Below are 19,443 nucleotides of genomic sequence, written 5' to 3'. Positions count from 1 at the left end.
CCTGCTTTCTCTTCGCTGCGGCCGTCTCCGCCTATTCCGAAGCTTCGAATATTTTGTAAAAATACAGCGTCGTGCCGATCTCCGGGTTGAACGCCTGCTTGAGCGTATCGGCGCCGCCGAGGATCATGCCGTGCTTCAGGTAAAAGCGGCAGGCGGCCAGGTTATCGTCCTGCGCTTCGAGCGACAGCCCGTGCAGCTCCTGCTCGCGCGCCCACCGCTCCGCTTCGTCCAGCAGCCGGGCAGCCGTGCCGCTTCCGCGGTGCGAACCGCGCACGGCGATGTTCTCGATATAGGCGTAACCCGTCCAATCCTGCACCAAACGGATCTGGCCGATACACCTCTCTCCATGGAAGGCGAGGAATACGGCTTTGCGGTCGCTGCCGATATAGCTCTCCCAATCCAGCCGGTCGTCGGGAAAACGGAGGAACGATTTGCGCTTGAACCGCTCTTCCGTATGCGTCCAGACGCCGCCTTGGAAACTCGGCACAAGGCGGCCGAAGATCGGAAATACTTCGTTCATATCGTTGATATAGGGAATATGTTCGGCTTCGAATCGGACGATCTCGACGCCGAACGGTTTTTTTTCGGATTCCATGTTCTCCTCTTTTCTGCGGGGCGCCGTGTAAACGGGAATCAGTTGGCATACAGCTCCAACAGTTTGGATCGGGAGAAATTCCCCGCAGTATCCATCCCGACAAAGTATTCCAACTGCCATTTCTGCGTTTGGACCGCCTGCCTGCTCGTCGGATTCTCCCACTCGGGATAGATCCGGATTGCCATTTTTCCTTTTGCGGACGCCGTTCGAAGGATCTGCTGCCGGAGAAGCACTTCCTTCGGGAACACGAATTGTCCAAAGCGATGGTCTCCGTCAAACGTATTGATCACCCATAAATCCGCTGCTCCGTCATAGGAAAAAGCCCGATTTTTATTGTTTTCGTCTTTTTCCCAAAAAGCAACAAATTGTCCGATCTTGGCGGGGGTGATCTTGGCGACTCTGAATCGGACCGATTTGGCATTCAGCTGAAATCGTCCCGCTCCATACTCTGAATTTTGCGCTTCTTCCCGAACGGATTCTACGATCCATTGATTGGGGGCGTAGCACAATTTATCTACGTGAGCGAACGCTTCATCGAAATTTTTCACGGCCTGCCCTCCTTGTCTGCTTCTTCCACATACCTACTGCCATTATAAAACATAAAAAGTCTTTCGGTCGCCTGCGCCTCGCCAACTATTTTATTCAAATTCAAGTAATTAAAATGGTTTATTTCAATATCATGAGCTAAGCTTGCGGAAGCTGCCGAGCAAGTTGCGGTATCTACTACTTGCAGAGATGGGGAAAATGAATGAAAAATATCAAAAAAGCGATCGCAGCTTCGGCCTTTGCGGCTGTGGCGGCGGTAGCGGTCGCAGCTCCGGCTTCGGCCGATTCGATCTCGAGTGTATCCCCGATCAATTATCAGAGCCTTCAATCGATGGATCTTGAATCGGCACTGATGGCCGTTCAGGAGCAGCGCGCCCAACAGCTCAAAGACCAGCTCAATAGCGTCCGGGAACGCAACGTGCAGAGCGCGATCCTGAATTCGCAGCTGGCCGATGCCCAAAATAACGGGACGTCAACTCCTCAAGACATCGCCAATCTCCAAGCCCAGATCGACGCGCTCAACAATGCCCAGCAGATGGACATGCTGCGTCTGCAATCGCTGAGCAACAAACGCAACGAAGCCTTTGACTTGATGACGAATTTCATGAAGAAAATGCAGGATTCCCGTTCGTCGATCATCGGGAATATGAGATAACATTCTGCCTTCTGTATCCTGTATGCCCAAAAGCGAAGATTCGGACATCCGTTGTCCGAGATTTCGCTTTTTTTGCATGTGAATTCTACCTGCCACAGCAAAAGGGTTCCCCTCAATGGGGAACCCTCAGGCTGTCGAGAAAGTCCTATTCGTTGTAGAAGCTCGTCGGCTGCGGGAGAAATTCGTTTCGGTCGCGTGTTGAAATCGGGAAAAACGATCGAATTTCAATGGAATTTTCCCGATTTCAAAGGCGAACTATAGCATAAGCTTCCGAAGTGCATTTCTTCGAAATGCTTTAGCTCCTACACTGAATTTCTCCCTTCGCCTCCTCGCTTCACTCGGAAGCAGACCTTTCTCGACACGTTGAGGGTTCCCTCAATGGGGAACCCTTTCGTTTGTTTTCTAGGCGAAACGGAGACTGCTGACGGATACCTTGCCGTTCAGCATCACGTAGACGTCCTGACGGCAGCTTACGTCCTCAAGGCTGATCGTTACGTCGTTCCACTGCTGCACGCCGCCCGCTTCGACGGAAGCGGTGCCGGCCAGCTGGCCTTCCGGTCCGCCGAGACGGACGTCGAGCGTGCCGCCTTCCGCGCTTGCGGCGCGGACCGTCACGGAAGCGGCGCCGGAGCCGAATTCGGCATCGTTGAACGAGATCCAGCCTTCGCTGCCGGTCACTTCGATCGCGCTGCCGCCTTCGTGGCATTCGCCGAGAATGACGCCCGCGTAAGCGTCGTAATTGACCGCGCGGGTGAGCTGCGTCAGATCGCGCGGCGGAATGGTCTCGCCGGACACTTCAAGCGATGCGCTGACCGGCAGTTCGCCCGAAGACGGGCCGGCCGACAGCGTGTAGGCGCCGTTCTCGATCACGAAGCGATCGCGGGTGACGTCCCATACGGCCAGTTCCGACAGCGGGATGTCGAAGGACACTTCGGCCGTCTCGCCCGCGGCCAGCTTGATGCGGCGGAAAGCGAGCAGCTGCTTGAGCGGACGCTTCACGCGGGATTGATCCACGCGGCCGTAGACCTGCACGACTTCTTCGCCGTCCAGCTCGCCCGCATTGGTTACTGTGACCGTCAGCGAAATCGCCGCTTCGGCGGAACCTTCGAGGCTCGGGCTGCCGAGCGTCAGGCCGTCGTAGCGGAACGTCGTGTACGAGAGACCGTAGCCGAACGGATACAGCGCGTCGCCTTCGAAGTAGCGGTACGTACGGCTGCCCTGGATAATATCGTAATCCATGAACTCCGGCAGCTGGTCGACCGATTTGTACCAGGTCATGCTCAGGCGGCCGGCCGGATTTTCTTCGCCGAACAGCACGTCCGCGATCGCACGGCCCACTTCCTGGCCGGCATGCGTCGAATAGAGCACGGCCGGCACGTTGTCGTTCACCCAGTTCAGGGCGTACGGATAGCTGCCGACCACGACGACGATCGTGTTCGGGTTGACGGACATGACTTCCTTGATCAGCTGCTCCTGCGACTCCGGCAGCGTGATATCCGGACGGTCGACCGTCTCTTTGCCGTTGATCAGCGGATGGTTGCCGACGAAGACGACGGCGACTTCCGCATTGCGGGCTGCGATGCGGGCCGCTTCGAACTTGTCCGTGACGGTCTCCACGTCGAACGCATCCGCCTGCAGCGCTTCCGCCGCCGAATTGTCGAGCGCGGACGTGCCGCCCGCGTCGATCTCGTTCGACGTTTCTTCCGCCCGGCCGTCGCCCGACAGCAGTTCGCCGCTGCCGCCTACCGTGACCGGCGTATCTTTCCACGTCGAGAAGGTGATCGAAGCCGCATCCTGGGATGCTGCGCCGTTCTCGGGACGCACGAGGAATACTTCCTTCGTGAACCATTCCCAGATGCGGTTCGCCGAAGCTTTGACGATCCGGTCGTCGGTCGTCACGTACAGGCCGTTCTCTTCGGCGATCAGCGTTGCATTCTCCCAGCCCCAATCGGTCAGCTCGAATACGGACGCGTCGTCCGCGGATTCGGCCGAGGCCGCAAGCGGCGACTCTTCGGCAGTCTGCAGCTTGACGTATTTGCCGTTCTTTTTCGACTTCAGCTTGATGCGGTCCGTTCCCCCGGCAAACTGCGTCTGTCCGCCCTGCCCCGCGCCGTCCAGCTTCTGCTGGATGCCTTCGAGCGGCGTGATCGCGTACGGCAGTTCGCCGCTGTACCAGTCGCGGTAGACGGTGCCGCCGAGCGGTCCGATGACGGCAACTTTGCTGAGCTTATCCGCCTGCAGCGGCAGCGTTTTGTTGTCGTTTTTGAGCAGCACGATTGCTTTGCGCGCCGCGGTGCGGGCCAGTTCTTCATGCTTCTTGTTCATGATGACGGATTCGTCGATCGACGCGTACGGGTTACCTTCTTCCGGATCGAATTCGCCCAGACGGAACCGCACGCGGAACGTATTGCGCAGCGCGACGTCGAGGTCGGCTTCCGCGATCTGTCCATCTTTGAGCGCTTCGCGCAGCGAACTTTTCATCAATTCGCCGTCGTCGGTGAGGCTGTCGATGCCGCCTTCCTTGACGGAGCGGGCGACCGCTTCCGTATGCGATTCCAGATAGCCGTGGTCGCGCACCGTGCCGGACACGTCGAACGCGTCGCTGACGACGAAGCCGTCCATGCCCCATTCTTCCTTCACGATGCCGTTGACATCCGGATTCAGGTTGGCCGGCACACCGTTCACGGCGTTGTACGACGTCATCATCGACTGCGCGCCGCCTTCCTTGAACGGAATCTCGAACGCTTTGAGGTAATATTCGCGCATATTGCGCGGATCGATACTGACCGAAGCATCGCCGCGGCCCACTTCGTTATTGTTGCCGATAAAATGCTTCAAGGTGGCAACCGCTTTCAGATACTTGGGATGATCGCCCTGGATGCCTTTGACGAGAGCGGACGAGAGCTTGCCGGCCAGAATCGGATCCTCGCCGTAGGCTTCCTCGGTCCGTCCCCAGCGCGGATCGCGCTCCATATCGACGGTTGGCGCCCACAGCGTCAAGCCATTGATTTCGGGATTTTTTTTATAAAAGCCGCGGGCTTCGTCGCCGATTGCGCTGCCGATTTCCCGGAGCAGTTCTTCGTCCCAAATGCTCGACAGGCCGATCGGCTGCGGATAACCGGTCGCTTCGCCGAGCCAGGCCATGCCGTGGGCGGCTTCCGTACCGTGTTTGTAAGGTTTGACGCCAAGCCGTTCGACGGCCGTTTGGTATTGGATCATCAGGTCGACTTTCTCGTCCAGGGTAAAGCGGGAGACGAGGTCGTTTACGCGCTCCTCGAGCGGAAGCGATGTATTCTGAAACGGATAATTGGTTTCGACAGACATGGTGATCCTCCTTAGCATATGCTTTCTTCCCTCTATTTTAAAATAGATGCGCCTGCGCAAACTACCCGGATAATTGGATGCGTTTTCATGTGAGATTCGGGAATCAAATTGATTTCGCAAAAAGTTCAAAAGCCGTCCTTTGATTGGACGGCTAGTTTTACTGTTCTGCTAAATAGTTTTTATATCGTTAGGATTCGCTCAATGCATTCTTCACATATTTTATACGATTTCGGATTTTTTCCAATGACTTCGATATATTCTTTTTCAATTAAATAGTTTAAAGCCTTTGTTGCTTTGTATCTTGATAAATTAGATACTTCCAAAAGCTGTTGTAACGGAAAAACATAATCTTCGTCTATAAAAACACTTACGCTGATAAACAAGTTTAGGAGAGCTCGTTCTTCAAGGCGATTTGCCCAATCAGGATGCTTGAAATAACTTCTTATCTTCTTGTATTTAATTAAATTGAGGTCCAAATCCTCAATAATACTTTGTTGTCCTGCCGACAATAAATTCAGCATATCAATCAAATAAAAAGTAATTTCGCCTTGATTGGAGGGAACTGCAATTTCTTCTAAAGCTTTATAGTATTTTTTCTTATCTTTATTAATGGCGTATGAGAACGTGATAGCAGAATATTTTTCTAAATATTTAGAAAGATAGCTTCCTACAATCAATCTCCCTGTTCTTCCGTTCCCATCATAAAACGGATGAATATATTCATAATAATAATGAGCAATCATATATTTGTATAAAGGAGGATGTGTTTCATCCTTTAGATAATCAACCAAGGCATCAAGTGACTCTATGATCTTCTCCTCTGACCTTACACCAACATGCGTTGTGCTCATACCATCGTTAATCTCTACATATCCCTTTCTAAATAATTGTCCGTCAGGTGTGTTTTCTATTTCTACTTCATCAGACACAAAATTATCATATAATTCCCTAAAGTGTTTGATGTCTTCAAAATGAGGAATCTTGTCAATGTACTTATAAGTCTTCATCATCCCTACGAAACGTCTTTCGTTATGCTTGTTCTTTCCGGATTCCGCCAAAGCTTCTTGCAACTCTTTCTTTGTACTACGTATGCCTTCGATTTCGTTATTACTCTGAGCTTCGTTTACAATGAGTTTTTGAAAATACAATTCGATGATAAAGGCAGGGAGTTGACTGATTGATGAAGAAATTTTTGAACTATTTAGTAACACTTCACTATGCAGATTCATAAGTTCGGGAGTATTAACATAGAACAGCTCGTACAATTCCTTCATCACGTTGCCTTTGCGAAAACCATGAATACTTAACGAAGTCAAATATGTGCCATAACTGTTACGTCTTTTGTAAAATTCGGCTTTGTAAGCATCTGCATCTAATTTATAGCGAAGCTTAAAAAGTTTATCATAAGGCATATTCTCACCCCTCCACTTTTGATTTTCATTTTTTTAATTATACACTGAATTATACATATATTACACTCTTAAAATTCAATTTTTTAAAAATAGACAGCTTTAATACTCTTTATTCTCATACAAGCTACTCACCTGTTCCAACCGGCGCTCCGCTTTGCCTTCCGTCGCGTAATAGACCAGAGCCAGCAAAGGCAATGCACCGCCGATCATCATGGTCAGTTTCCAGCCTCCCGCAGCGAACGCCCATCCGCTGATCGCGGAACCGGCCGATACGCCGACGAAGAAGATCGCCGTGAACAGACCGTTCAGACGGCTGCGCGCTTCGGCGCCAAGCGAGAAGATCGCCCGTTGGCTAAGCACCAGATTGGCCGATACGCCGAGATCGAGCAGCACCGCGGCGATGACGAGCAGGGCGATATTCAATGCGGAGCCGGTATGCGCGAACATCGGCAGCAGAGCGGAAGCCGCGACCAGAGCCAGCGCAAGTCCCGTCGCCGTGTATCTCCAGCCCCGGTCGGCTAGACGGCCCGCGATCGGAGCGGCGGCCGCGCCCGCTACGCCGACGAGCGCGAAGATCGCGATGCCCGTTTGCGAGAAGCCGAAGGCCGGACCCGCCAACAGCAGCGGCGCCGTCGTCCAGAACAAGCTGAACGAAGCGAACAACAGCGCGTGGTAGACGGCTCGGCGGCGCAGTACCGGCGTCGAGATCAGCAGTCGGCGCATCGAACCGAGCAATTCCGGGTACGTCATGCCGGACTTCGGATGCCGCTTCGGCAGCGCACGCAGCAGCACGAGCGCCAGCAGGATCAGGGCAGCCGAGATGAAGAAGACGGAGCTCCAGCCCAGCCAACCGGCGAGCAGACTGGATATCGGACGAGCGAGCATGATGCCGAGCAGCAGACCGCTCATGACGTTGCCGACGACGCGGCCGCGCGATTCTTCGGAAGCCAGATGCGAAGCGTACGGAACGAGAATCTGCGCGGCGACGGAACCCAGTCCGATCAGCAACGAGGCTAAAAGGAACAACGGCGCGCTTCCGGCGACAGCCGACAATGCCAGCGCGCCGACCGTGAAGAAGAGCAATGCGGATACCAGTTTACGGTTTTCCAAAATATCGCCGAGTGGTACAAGCAGCAGCAATCCGGCCGCGTAGCCGATCTGCGTCAGGGTCACGATCAGGCCCGCCGAACCGGCGGACAAGCCGATCGCTTGACGAATCGGTTCGACCAGCGGCTGGGCATAATACAGATTGGCCACGATGATGCCGCAGGCTATCGCCAAAAATAGCAGCAGCCAACCGGGGATTTCCTGTTCGGATCGAGGGGCCGGACTTTTTTTCGCATGGGGATAAGATTTCATTTCGTTCACGCTCCTTCAATTTCTTTTCGGAACGTTCGTTCCGAAAAGGTTAAAAAAATAGGCGTTGCTTGCCTATCTTTTTATAACATGTCCAGTACCGTACGCATCATCGACTCCGCCCGTTCTCGGCTGTTGTTCAGCTTGGACGCAACGTTAATCCCGTGGTTGATCGTAAGCAGCATATACGCCAGATCCTCGATGTTCCGATCTGCCGCGATCTCGCCCGACTGCTGTCCGCGCTTCAGCAGCTCGCAAAAAGCCACCCGGAGTTCGTCGAAATGCGTCCGCATCAGCTTATTGATCTCATCTTCGGGCGCATCCACATTCACGATCGTATTCGTCACCAGACAGCCCATCGGGGTGTCTTCGCGAAACGATCCGTCGATATGCCGTTCGAAATATTGGCGAATGCCTTCTTTGGCCGAGTCCGCTTCCAGCAGAAATCTTCGTTTCTCCTGACTGTTCTGCCGGTACATCTGCGCAGCTTCGAGGTACAGCGCATGCTTGTCCGTAAAAGTCTCGTACAGACTCGAACGGCTGATCCCCATCGTCTCCAGCAGATCGCTCATGCTTGTTCCGTCGTATCCTTTTTCCCAGAACAGCAGCATCGCTTTGTGGAGCACCTGGCTGCGGTCGAATTCTTTGGTTCTTGCCATACGGTTTCCTCCGTTCTCGTCTTCCCGGCGTGTTTATCGTTCGCTGCTGGATTCAGTATATTCTTTTCGGAACGATAGGTCCAGTATTAATCGAAAAACTCTTTTTCCTTCGTCCTGATTCTGTTTCAGGGCTCCCATTCACTGGTCAATCTTCCGGTTTGAGGGTCCCGTTTCCATACCAGCGCTCCTTCTTGGGATAGGATCTTTTTGCGCAGACTGACTCTCCCGACCGCCTCTTCGGAATCTCGCATCCGGCTGAGCGCCCTGTACGCTTTTGGGGAATCCTGACATTTGTAGAAATCCTCATATTCCTCTTCTTCCGCTTCTCCATACCGGAATCCGAAACCTAATGTACGCGGCTGTCCGCTCTGTTTATAACGGATCAGCAGATATCTTTTTGTTTTGCGAAAGTGGGTCCAGGCTTCAAATTGTTCCAGTTCTTCTCCCCACTGCATTTCACGCAAAAATCTTCGGCGTTCTTCCGGAGTTTCCGGAGCTTTGCTTTTCAGCATAACCGGCCATAGAGGTTCTACAGCTGTAATATCCCGTATACGAATAATGACCTCCGGCTTGCGCCAAGCTTTGATCGTCAGTGCCTGGTCATTCATAAAAAGCTGAAGCTTTTGCATTCTTCGTATGCCGTCGCTTTCGATCAGTCCGCCCATATGGTACACCCTGTATCTTTCTTCCGCTTGGTACTTCCTTCTGCGAAATTCATCGATTTTCTCCAGGACACCTGCCATCACGATCAGTATCAGCACTCCTGCGAAGATATACACCGGCATCAGCAGCCAAGTTCCCGGTTCCATCGTACCCCCTCCTTTTCTCCACAATCTCTTTAAGCTAGAACGCCTACCGCCCCATTTCCAACTTAACATGACCCATTCGCATTTTCCATTTCCTTTACAAAAAACAACAAAAAGAAGAACGCTTTTTACAAAGCGTTCAACGTGTCGAAAATACTCTATATATTCGTTTATCCGAAAGTAGGCTTGTTCCGGCTTTCTTATTTCAGTCCGGTCCACTTCCAGTTCTCGACTTCCGGCAGGTCAATGCCTTCTTCGCGGATGAAGCTGTGATGCTTGGCGACGATCGCGTCCATCTCGGTCACGATCGCTGCATATTGTCCGGCGCTTGGCAGGCTCAATACAGCCGACTTGGCCAGGTCGAAGCGGTCCATCTGATTAAGCACGCGCATATCGAACGGAGTGGTGATATCGCCGTTCTCGCGATAGCCGTGTACGCTCAGGTTGTGGTTGCGGCGATCGAAGAACAGATCTTTGATTAATCCTTCGTACCCGTGGAAAGCGAAGACGACCGGTTTGTCCGCCGTGAAGAAACCGTCGAATTCGTCGTCGGACAGCCCGCGCGGGTCGAGCTTTCGGCTGCGCAGTTTGAGCAGATCGACCACGTTGATATAGCGGATCTTCAGCTCCGGCAGACGTTCGTTCAGGATCGAAATGGCGGCCAATGCTTCCATTGTCGGCTCCGTGCCGGATGAAGCGATGACGAGGTCCGGCTCTTCGCCGGCAGCCGCCGTACTGGCCCAATCGATCACTTTGAGTCCGGTGTGTACCAGCTCATAGGCTTCGTCCGCGCTGAACCACTGTGGACGCGGATGCTTGGACGAAACGATCAGGTTGATCTTCTGGCGGTCGTTGAGCACGGTGTCGAATACCGCCAGCAGCGTATTGGCATCGGACGGCAGGTACTCGCGGATGAATTCCGGCTTCTTGTCGGCCAGGTGACCGAGCAGGCCCGGATCCTGGTGCGTATAGCCGTTATGATCCTGCTGGAATACGGTCGAAGTCGCGACGACATTCAGGGAAGGAATATCCGCTCTCCAGCCTTGATCCGTCGCTTTGCGCAGCCACTTGAAGTGCTGGGTCAGCATCGAATCGACGACGCGCAGGAATGCTTCGTAGCTGGCGAAGAACCCGTGGCGGCCTGTCAGCACGTAGCCTTCCAGCATGCCTTCCGCCTGATGCTCGGACAGCTGCGAATCGATAACGCGGCCGTATGCGGACAGGAATTCGTCCTGCGGCTCATGGATCGAATCCAGCCATTGACGCTTCGTGACTTCAAATACCGGCGCGAGGCGGTTGGACATCGTCTCGTCGGGACCGAAAATACGGAAATTGCGGTTGTTCTCGTTCAGCACGACCACATCGCGTACATATTTGCCGAGCACAGACATATCCTGTGCGATCGTCTCGCCGGGCTTGCTGTTGTCGAGCGCGTAATCGCGGAAATTCGGCAGCTTGAGATCTTTGATGAGATGTCCCGCGTTGGTGACCGGATTCATGCCCATCCGGCGATCGCCGCGCGGCAGAATTTCGGCCAGTTCGGATCTCAGACGGCCATCTTCTTCAAAACATTCTTCCGGGCGGTAGCTGTTCAGCCAGTCCAGCAGTGCCGGCGCGTGTTCCATATGGTTCTGGTCGACCGGAATCGGCACCTGGTGGGCGCGGAACGAGCCTTCGTTCGGCACGCCGTCCCACTGTTTGGGGCCGGTCCAGCCTTTTGGCGTACGGAAGATCAGCATCGGCCACATCGGACGGTAGGTTTCATTGTTCTCGCGGGCGCTGCGCTGGATCGAAGCGATGCGTTCCACGATTCTGTCGAGCTGCTCGGCCATCAGCGGGTGCATCTTCTCCGGATCTTCGCCTTCCACGAAGAACGGTTCCCAACCCATTCCCCGGAAGTAGGAAGTCAGTTCTTCGCTGCTTTGACGGGACAGAATCGTCGGGTTGCTGATCTTGAACCCGTTCAGATGCAGGATCGGGAGAACGGCACCGTCCGTAATCGGATTGATAAAACGGTTCGCGAACCATGAAGCGGCAAGCGGTCCGGTCTCGGCTTCGCCGTCGCCGACGACAACCGCCGCGATCAGATTCGGATTGTCGAGAATAGCGCCGGCGCCGTGGGAAAGGGAATAACCCAGCTCGCCGCCTTCATGGATAGACCCCGGCGTTTCCGGTGCGGCATGCGAAGCGACTCCGCCCGGGAACGAGAATTGTTTGAACAGCTTTTTCATGCCGGATTCGTCCTGGGTAATCTGCGGATAGATTTCCGTGTAGCTGCCGTCCAGATAAGAGTTCGATACCATGACCTGGCCGCCGTGTCCGGGCCCTTCCACATAGAACATATCCAGATCGTATTTCACGATAACGCGGTTGAGATGCGCATAGATGAAATTCTGGCCCGGAATAGTTCCCCAGTGGCCGATCGGTTTGATCTTGACATCCGAGTCCTGCAGCGGACGCTTGAGCAGCGGGTTGTCTTTGAGATAGAGCTGGCCTACCGAGATATAGTTGGTTGCGCGCCAGTAGGCATCAAGTTTGTCCAGATACGTTTTCGATGAATAGTCGGTTTCCAAGGTGGTAAATCCCATGTGCTCCACTTCCGTTTCCTGTTATTGAATGATTTCTCTCTGCGCCGAACTAAGTTATTTTTTTCACAATCATAAGTTCATCATAACGTGTGTTCGGATTAATTCAACCTTTTCCATAATTGAACCGGTCCAATTTATTAAAAAGTTGAACAAGCGATGAACAACTTAACCGCCCGGTTATCTTCTCCGCACCAAAAAGGCAGATCGGGATTTCCCGACCTGCCCAGCGTATCCCGCTTAATGCACGGACACGAACGTATTGAACTTGAGATACTTGTAATGCAGCCGCATATGCGAGAATTCGAACGGGGTTCCGTTATCCAGAAAGAAGATTCCTTCCATAATGCCGACCGGTTCGTTCTCCTGGAGATTCAGCAGTTCCCGGTCTTCCGCATTCGAAGGTTCGGCGAAGATCGACAGGAACGACTTGGTGACGGCCATGTTGTGCATATCCTGCAGGTAATTGAAGATGGAACCGGCAATGATCGTCTCGTTGAGGTTCTGCACAATCTTGATCGGAATATAGCCCGTCTCGATCATAAAAGGCTCTTCGTCGAACAAGCGCAGCCGAACGATTTTGTAGACGAAATCGTGCCGTTCGAGAAACAGGTCGCGCTGGAGTTCTTCCGTGGGCGGCACCACCTCGAAGCTCAGCACTTTGATGCCCGGTTTCTTCCCCTGTACGTGAAAGTTGTCGGTTACGCCGAGATTTGCGCCTTCATAGTTGAAGACGGATTCGTTCTTGAGATACAGCGGATTGATAAACGTACCGGAGCCGCGCTTTTTGAAAATGATGCCTTCGCTCTCCATCTTCGTCAGCGCCCGTTTCACCGAACTTCGGCTCACCTTGTAGGAATCGCTGAGACTGCGCTCGTCCGGCAGACGCATATCCGCGTAGCGCCCTTCCCGAATCCCGCGCTTCAGATCGTCGACGATCCGCTTGTAGACTAGTTCTGTCATGCCGCTCTCCTTCGCGTACGGAAATGAAATGTCAGATTTACTATACCATAGCGGAGAAGAACGCCGGCAAAAAGAAACAGCATACCCGCTTCGGGCGCGCTTGTCCGTTATCCCCTTGCTCCGCCGGGAACGGCCGCTGCGCGGATATCTTCGACCAAGCCGTTCACTTCTTCCTCCGTTGTCCCCCAGCTTGTGCAGAAGCGAACAGCCGTATGGGTCTCGTCCACTTTGGCCCAGACGGAAAAAGAATGCTTCGCTTCAAGCGCCTTGAGCAGACGGTCCGGCAGGACCGGGAACTGCTGATTGGTCGGCGAAGCATGGAGGAAGCCGAAGCCCATGCCGCCAAGCGCGTCTCGGAGCTTAACCGCCAGCGAGACGGCGCTGCGCGAGATCTCGAAGTACAGGCCGTCTTCGAACAGCGTCTCGAACTGGATACCGAGCAGGCGTCCTTTGGCCAGCAGGCCGCCGCGCTGCTTGATCAGGTAGCGGAAATCGCGCTTGAGCGCTTCGTTCAGGATGACCACCGCTTCGCCCATCAGCGCGCCGAGCTTGGTGCCTCCGATATAGAAGACGTCGGTCAGGCGCGCCAGGTCGGCAAGCGTCACGTCGCCGCCTTCGGCCGCCAGCGCATAGCCAAGCCGAGCGCCGTCGACGAACAGCGGCAGGCCGTATTCGCGGCAGACCGAGCTGAGCGCTTCGAGTTCCGCCAGGCTGTAAACGGTCCCGTTCTCCGTCGACTGCGAAATATAGACCATGCCCGGCTGCACCCTATGCTGATGAGCCGCATCGTTCCAATGATCGAGATAAGCCTGCCGGACCTGCTGCGCGGTGATTTTGCCGTCTTGATGGGGGAGCGTAAGCACTTTATGCCCGGTCGATTCGATGGCTCCGGTCTCGTGTCCCGCGATATGCCCCGTATCCGCGGCCAGCACGCCCTGATGCGGACGCAGCAGCGCGGCGATCACGGTCGTATTGGTCTGGGTGCCGCCCACGAGGAAATGAACGTCCGCCTGTTCGGCATCGCACTCGCGGCGGATCAGCGTCCGGGCGCGGTCGCAGTATTCGTCGGTGCCGTAGCCGCCCGTCTGGTCCATATTGGTCGCAAGCAGACTCTGCAGAATACGCGGGTGGGCACCTTGGGTATAATCATTTTCGAATCGGGTCATAAGTCATCTCTCCGTTTTCTGTATGGATAAAAAGCCGATGTCTCCATGATACCCTGTCCGAACTCGTTTTTGTATATTTATACGTTAAATTTTATTGATCTTGTTTGCGGTAGGTGGACGAAGAATGAAGAAACCTTCCTCCCCATAGCCCTATTTCCAACAATAAGAGTATAGAAATGATCCATGCCCCACCGATCAGTATCCATTCACGAAGGACATTCAACCCGGAATGTGCATGCTCGGGGAAGATCCGCCCGCTCTGCTGCGTGAAGAAGTAGAACATCCCAAGCGTAAACAGCCTGGACCACTGCGCCGGCGCATAGACGCCGATCCCTTCGGCCCATCCGTATTTGCGGACGCGAAGCACCCCGCGAACGATTTCCGCTCCTTCCACCAGCACCAGCAGCAGCAGGGCGAAGATCCAGATGCCCAGCAGCACGCCGTCCGGGAAGACGGAAGATTTCAGCGCAGCGGCGCCGGTAATGGCGGCCGCGCCGTAGAGAATACAGTTCGTTTCCGGCCAATCGTCCGCGAGATTCCAGCCTTTGCGCAGATAGCGCATGACCAGCAGCGCCGCTGCGGCCAGATAGAACAGAATGCCGAGCAGCACCAGCACCCGGTAGATCATATATTCTTTGGCCCCGAACAATTCGTGCAGCATCAGCGAGACCGACTGAATCGCAACGACGGTCAGCAGAATAACGCCGTGCAGTTTCAAATTCCGCCACTGCCCCGCGATCTCTCCCGCCGCCAGCGAAGCGGCGAACAGGTAGAAGATCAGCAGGCCGGCATTCAGGATGCCAAGCGGAACCAGCACCGGATGCAGTTCGGGGAAATTCACATGGGCCGCCGTCAGCGCGGACGACGTGCCCGCCACCCAGGTTCCCATCGCGAAGCGGCCGACCGGATCGTTCCAATGCCGGCTCTGGAAGCTGCGGTCGCGCACACTTCCGAGATAAGCCGCCAGCAGGCACAGCCAGAGCAGCAGCGTCAATCCGGCGGCGATCTGCGTGCCCGTCGATCCTTTGCCGGCAAAATGGACCAGCACCCCCTGCGTAAAAATGGCCAGCGCCATCACGCTTGCGGCGGATGCGGTCGGAATATCGGGCATGCGGACCGTCCAGGCGAGTAGACAGGCAAGCAGAAGCAGCACGGCAAAAGCGGCGAGCAGCATACACATTCTCCTTTCCGGCTTCGGTTCTCCGAACCGGGTTTTCTTTTTAAATAGAAGGACCGGATACGGGGTTTTGAAACAGGGGGTGCCGCTTGACTTAAATCAAGGCGCCGGGGCCGCCCGTTCTTTATGATGAAAACAAAGCACCATTCATAAGGAGGCAATCGTATGGAACACACGACAAAAAACACCGCGCAGCGGGGCGCGGCGGTAGCGGCAGGTATATCGCTGCTCATCATGGCCGCAGCGGCGGCACTCTGTTACGGCTGGATCCACGGCACAATCGTGATTCCGGACGACCCCGCCGCTACCGCGGCCAATCTCCGGTCTTCGTCCGCCTTGTTCAAAGCCGAAATCTTCGGCTGGCTGGTTATCTTGATCTGCGACGCAGCCGCAGCCTGGGCGCTGTACCTGTTCTTCGAACCGGTACACCGGGGATTGTCCCTGCTCGGCGCCTGGCTCCGTCTGGCGTACACCGCCATGCTGGGCACGGCGGTTGCCGCCTTGGCCGCCGCGCTGCTGCTGTCCGACCGAAGCGGCGCTCTCTCGGCTCCCGGCCTGAACGATTCACTGATTCTGCTGTCGCTGGACCTGTTCGACTTCGTCTGGTCGATCGGCCTCGTCGTGTTCGGTCTGCATCTGCTGACGCTTGGCCTGCTGGCGCTTCGCGCCGCTTCCCTGCCGCGCTGGATCGGTTTCCTGCTGCTGCTCGCTTCCGTCGGTTACGTGGCCGTCCATTCGCTGCGAATCCTACTGCCCGAAGGAAACGACGCGGTCAGCCTGCTCGAGACGATTCTTGCCGCTCCCATGGCCGCCGGCGAATTGGGACTTGCCTTGTGGCTGCTGGCCCGAGGCGGCAGACAGCCTGCCCTGCAGGCGTCTACACGCTCTGAAGCCTTTTCTTGATCCGGCTCAGCGATTCGGGCGTCATCCCCAGATAACTGGCCAGCTGATGCTGCGGCACCCGCCGGGTCAGACCCGGGCGGCTCCGCAGCACTTCGCGGTATCGGTCTTCCGGCGAAGAAGCGGCAAAAGCCGCAAATTCCCGCTGTACTTTCCCCAAATGTTCTTCCATCATGCGGCGGGCCATCGACTCCAGCTGCACATGACGTTCGAACATGCCCCGCTCGTCCCCGAAATCCCCCACGACCAATACGCAGTCTTCCAGACAGGCCACAAAACAGTCCGACCCTTCTTCCGGTGCATACCGGTTGAAACCGGCGATGGCCTGTTCTTCCGTGTAGAAATTGGAGGTCGTCTCCCTGCCTTCTTCATCGATCGCGTACTGCCGCAGACAGCCCTGCAGCACGAAATAGCATGTAGACGACATTTCTCCTTGTTCCAGCAGAATCGTACCTTTTGGATATTCCCGGATATCCAGCTCGTCCAGAATGGTCAGACGTTCCTGCTTGTCAAGCGAAGTAAACCTCTTCAGATACTTGTCCAGCTGCTGTTTCATCCGATCCGCCTCCCTTCCTTGTCAGGCTCCCTACAAATAGGGGCTCAGATTGTCCCATACGATCTTGTAGCCGTTCGCATACAGATGGATCCCGTCCATCGTATACGCTTTGTCCAAATTTCCGGTATCGTCCGCAAGCCCGGCGTTTACGTCGAGATGCCCGATGCCGAGCCGGCGCGATAGGTCCGCCACCGCTTCGTTTGCTTCCCGGATCGCCCGGTTGCTGCGGCGCGAGAACAGGTCCGCTGCGGCTGCCCGGTCCACGCCGGCAAATTCGTCGTCGGCATTGACCGGATAATACGCAAGCGTCACGATTCGGCAGTCCGGCAGCCGCTGCTGCACCCGCTTCAGAATCTCTTCGTAACGGCCGATCAATCCGGGCAGCGTGTAATCCGGTTCGCCGATGTCATTGGTTCCGATATTGATAAACAGCCGGGACGGTTCAAGTTCCAGCACGCATTCGTCCAGAGCCGCCAGCAGTTCTCGCGTCACGAACCCGGCTGCGCCGCGATTATAGAATGGAAACGACGGTCCAAATGTCTGCTGCAGTTCGTGAATCGGGCAAAATTCCATCAGCGAAGAACCCGTGCAGACGGTTTGCCCCCGGAGCGCATAATGATTGAGCAGCCGGTAGGCCTCGATTTTGGCGCGTTTGTCGGGCGGCAGTTCGTAGGCAGCGTTTGCGGCGTCGGAACACATGGACGATTCCTCCTTAAGATCACTTGGATACAGTCTTGGCTTTGCTTTTATCTTAGAGGAAGAAGCAGTAAATAACCACTCCCGGCAGAAGCGTTTGTACAAGGCGATATACACGAAAGTAAACGCCGCGGATTCCGATCCGATTTTTCCGGTTCAAGATTAATTCTTGGGTAAATCTCCGAACGCCGCAACCTTTTCTGAAAACGCTTCGTCTGGGTAGGCAGGAAAAAGAATACGGCGATTCATATCCAGATTCCCAGAAGGTTTCAATGATGAAAAAGAAATTCGCAGCGTCCCTGATGTCCGTCTCTATCCTGAGTGCTTCCCTCGGCGGCTCCCTGCTCGCGGCAGCTCCGGCGTTCAAAGATCTCAACGGCACGGACGGCCAGGCCAAGATCGAATCCCTTCAGCAAAAAGGCATCCTCAAAGGCGTAAGCGCCAACGCCTTCGCTCCAAAAGCTCCGGTGACCCAGGCGCAGGCTATGCAGTTTATCTCGAATGGCCTCGGCTTGTCCGCGCTCGAATACCCGGATGCCGATCCCAAGCAGACGGCGCACGATCTGTTCCCGGCAGTCAAGAACACGGCGTGGTACGCCGAAGCCTTCCTCGATGCCGCCCGCAGCGGCGCGAGCATTCCGGGTACGGTCGATCCGTCGGCCAAAATCACGCGCGAAGATTACGTGGATTATCTGATCGACAGTCTGAAAACGGCGGGCAATCTGCCGATGATCAATATCTTGGTTCCCGAAATTGCCGACCAGGATCAATTCGATATCGAGCAGCTCGGCTCGACCCAGTTCGCGATTGCCCTCGAAATCGTGGAACTGGATGCCGACAAGAAATTCCATCCGCAGGATGAGATCACGCGCGCGGAAGCGGCGGTCATTCTCTACAATGCGGTCGATTATCTGAACCAGTTGAAGCAGCCCGTTCACATCCTGCCGATCGAAGAATAAGAGACGCTCGGCAGAAGCAAGTCACGCAAGTCCCCACTGGTTTGACAAAAAACAGCCGGCGATCCCCCCACCCTCGCCCCGGCTGTTTTTTTGTGCTGTCGAACGTTATGTCCTACAATGGAAGTCGACGATCCCGATCACGGAGGAAGGCGGAATTCCGACCATGAAAATCTATCGTTCATCCGCGGCGCTTGGCGAGTTTATGCGCTCGAGGCGGCAGCGCCTGCAGCCGGAAGACTCCGGTATCGACGTGCTGCCGGGACGCCGGCGTACTCCCGGCCTGCGCCGGGAAGAAGTCGCTTACCTCGCCAATATGAGCGTTACCTATTACACCTGGCTGGAACAGGGCAAAGATCTGAATCCTTCCCCGGATATTCTGCTGAATATCGGCCGGGCGCTGCAGCTCAGCGGCTCCGAACGCAGTTATATGCTCTCGCTGGCGGAAGCGGATTCGGCCGCCGAAGCCGTTCCTCAGGTCCGAGTCGATCTCCCGCTGCTCCAGGCGCTCGCCGGGCAGATGGATTATCCGTGCTTCATTACCGACGATACCACGGACGTACTGGCCTGGAACCGGGCGGCCGAGCTGACGCTTGCGGATTTCGGAAGCATGCCCGCTCGAGACCGTCACATGATGAATCTGACTTTCCTGGACGCCGATTACCGCAAACGCCTCGTCAATTGGGAAGAATTCGCCCGTTATACCGCCGCCTGGCTGCGGACGATCTTCGAGCGCAGCAAGCGAAGTCCGCTGTATATGGAGCGATTCGAACAGCTGAACCGGGAAAGCGAAGACTTCCGCCGCTGCTGGGATCTGTACGAAGTGAAGCATGACCATGTGTTTGCCGCCACGCTGCGCCTCGCGGACGGGCAGGAGCTTCATTTCGATATTCGGTCCGCCGGATATATCGATCATAACCCGGGCCTGACCTGGACGATTTTCGTTCCCCGGCCCGGTACGGGAACAGAGGAATGCTTGGCACAGCTGCTCGCCGTGGACCGGGCCGACGGAAGCCGAAGGCGGGAAAAGCCGGCGCAGACAGACGGGATCGAGCAAGGTTGAGCCGCATCAAGCGGGCAAAGCTGGACGG

At 55.3% G+C, this 19,443-nt stretch carries 17 protein-coding genes; 4 read left to right on the top strand and 13 right to left on the bottom strand.

The annotated features are described in order from the left end of the window. Positions 1-31 precede the first annotated feature (31 nt). A complete protein-coding gene (locus HRQ60_RS11645) occupies positions 32-595 on the bottom strand; it encodes a GNAT family N-acetyltransferase (protein WP_172195990.1) in 564 nt (187 codons plus the stop codon). Between the two features lie 38 nt (positions 596-633). Beyond that, a complete protein-coding gene (locus tag HRQ60_RS11640; RefSeq protein WP_172195989.1) occupies positions 634-1,143 on the bottom strand; it encodes a MepB family protein in 510 nt (169 codons plus the stop codon). Between the two features lie 200 nt (positions 1,144-1,343). Here HRQ60_RS11640 and HRQ60_RS11635 point away from each other — a divergent pair, with 200 nt between their 5' ends. Then, a complete protein-coding gene (locus HRQ60_RS11635; RefSeq protein WP_172195988.1) occupies positions 1,344-1,796 on the top strand; it encodes a hypothetical protein in 453 nt (150 codons plus the stop codon). A 402-nt stretch (positions 1,797-2,198) separates the two neighbouring features. On the opposite strand, the gene HRQ60_RS11630 is transcribed toward HRQ60_RS11635, so the two are convergent. The 9 genes from HRQ60_RS11630 to HRQ60_RS11590 all read right to left on the bottom strand — a co-directional run bounded on the left by HRQ60_RS11630 (position 2,199) and on the right by HRQ60_RS11590 (position 15,241). Beyond that, positions 2,199-5,120, bottom strand: a complete 2,922-nt coding sequence (locus tag HRQ60_RS11630; RefSeq protein WP_172195987.1) for a glycoside hydrolase family 3 C-terminal domain-containing protein — start codon at positions 5,118-5,120, stop codon at positions 2,199-2,201. A 179-nt stretch (positions 5,121-5,299) separates the two neighbouring features. After that, positions 5,300-6,532: a Fic family protein gene (locus tag HRQ60_RS11625; RefSeq protein ID WP_172195986.1), complete on the bottom strand. Its 1,233-nt coding sequence runs from the start codon at positions 6,530-6,532 to the stop codon at positions 5,300-5,302. Between the two features lie 99 nt (positions 6,533-6,631). Continuing rightward, the gene (locus tag HRQ60_RS11620; protein ID WP_172195985.1) at positions 6,632-7,891 is read right to left on the bottom strand and encodes an MFS transporter; all 1,260 of its coding nucleotides are present in this window, start codon (positions 7,889-7,891) and stop codon (positions 6,632-6,634) included. An 80-nt stretch (positions 7,892-7,971) separates the two neighbouring features. After that, entirely contained in the window at positions 7,972-8,547 is a 576-nt protein-coding gene (locus tag HRQ60_RS11615; protein ID WP_246281281.1) for a TetR/AcrR family transcriptional regulator, read from the bottom strand. A 125-nt stretch (positions 8,548-8,672) separates the two neighbouring features. Beyond that, complete coding sequence (locus HRQ60_RS11610) at positions 8,673-9,356, bottom strand: hypothetical protein (RefSeq protein WP_172195984.1); 684 nt, start codon at positions 9,354-9,356, stop codon at positions 8,673-8,675. A gap of 197 nt (positions 9,357-9,553) precedes the next feature. Then, positions 9,554-11,941: a phosphoketolase family protein gene (locus tag HRQ60_RS11605; RefSeq protein ID WP_172195983.1), complete on the bottom strand. Its 2,388-nt coding sequence runs from the start codon at positions 11,939-11,941 to the stop codon at positions 9,554-9,556. A 237-nt stretch (positions 11,942-12,178) separates the two neighbouring features. After that, positions 12,179-12,901, bottom strand: coding sequence for a GntR family transcriptional regulator (locus tag HRQ60_RS11600; protein WP_172195982.1), 723 nt, complete (start codon positions 12,899-12,901; stop codon positions 12,179-12,181). 107 nt (positions 12,902-13,008) lie between these two features. Then, on the bottom strand, positions 13,009-14,067 hold the full coding sequence (locus tag HRQ60_RS11595; RefSeq protein ID WP_172195981.1) for a threonine aldolase family protein: 1,059 nt from the start codon (positions 14,065-14,067) through the stop codon (positions 13,009-13,011). Positions 14,068-14,158: 91 nt separating this feature from the next. Beyond that, positions 14,159-15,241: a hypothetical protein gene (locus HRQ60_RS11590; RefSeq protein WP_172195980.1), complete on the bottom strand. Its 1,083-nt coding sequence runs from the start codon at positions 15,239-15,241 to the stop codon at positions 14,159-14,161. Positions 15,242-15,409: 168 nt separating this feature from the next. On the opposite strand from HRQ60_RS11590, the gene HRQ60_RS11585 reads away from it, so the two are divergent. Further along, complete coding sequence (locus tag HRQ60_RS11585; RefSeq protein WP_172195979.1) at positions 15,410-16,147, top strand: DUF4386 domain-containing protein; 738 nt, start codon at positions 15,410-15,412, stop codon at positions 16,145-16,147. Here the strand turns inward: HRQ60_RS11585 and HRQ60_RS11580 are convergent. Beyond that, complete coding sequence (locus tag HRQ60_RS11580; protein WP_172195978.1) at positions 16,122-16,700, bottom strand: Crp/Fnr family transcriptional regulator; 579 nt, start codon at positions 16,698-16,700, stop codon at positions 16,122-16,124. The two genes, HRQ60_RS11585 and HRQ60_RS11580, sit on opposite strands and share 26 nt — an antisense overlap. Before the next feature lie 30 nt (positions 16,701-16,730). After that, a complete protein-coding gene (locus HRQ60_RS11575) occupies positions 16,731-17,399 on the bottom strand; it encodes a GDSL-type esterase/lipase family protein (protein WP_172195977.1) in 669 nt (222 codons plus the stop codon). A gap of 269 nt (positions 17,400-17,668) precedes the next feature. On the opposite strand from HRQ60_RS11575, the gene HRQ60_RS11570 reads away from it, so the two are divergent. Then, complete coding sequence (locus tag HRQ60_RS11570; protein ID WP_172195976.1) at positions 17,669-18,355, top strand: S-layer homology domain-containing protein; 687 nt, start codon at positions 17,669-17,671, stop codon at positions 18,353-18,355. A gap of 163 nt (positions 18,356-18,518) precedes the next feature. After that, on the top strand, positions 18,519-19,415 hold the full coding sequence (locus HRQ60_RS11565) for a helix-turn-helix transcriptional regulator (RefSeq protein ID WP_172195975.1): 897 nt from the start codon (positions 18,519-18,521) through the stop codon (positions 19,413-19,415). Positions 19,416-19,443 lie beyond the last annotated feature (28 nt).

It is taken from the genome of Saccharibacillus qingshengii, assembly GCF_013185195.1.
GTDB classification, from domain to species: domain Bacteria; phylum Bacillota; class Bacilli; order Paenibacillales; family Paenibacillaceae; genus Saccharibacillus; species Saccharibacillus qingshengii.
This window is presented reverse-complemented; position numbering and strand designations above follow the sequence as displayed.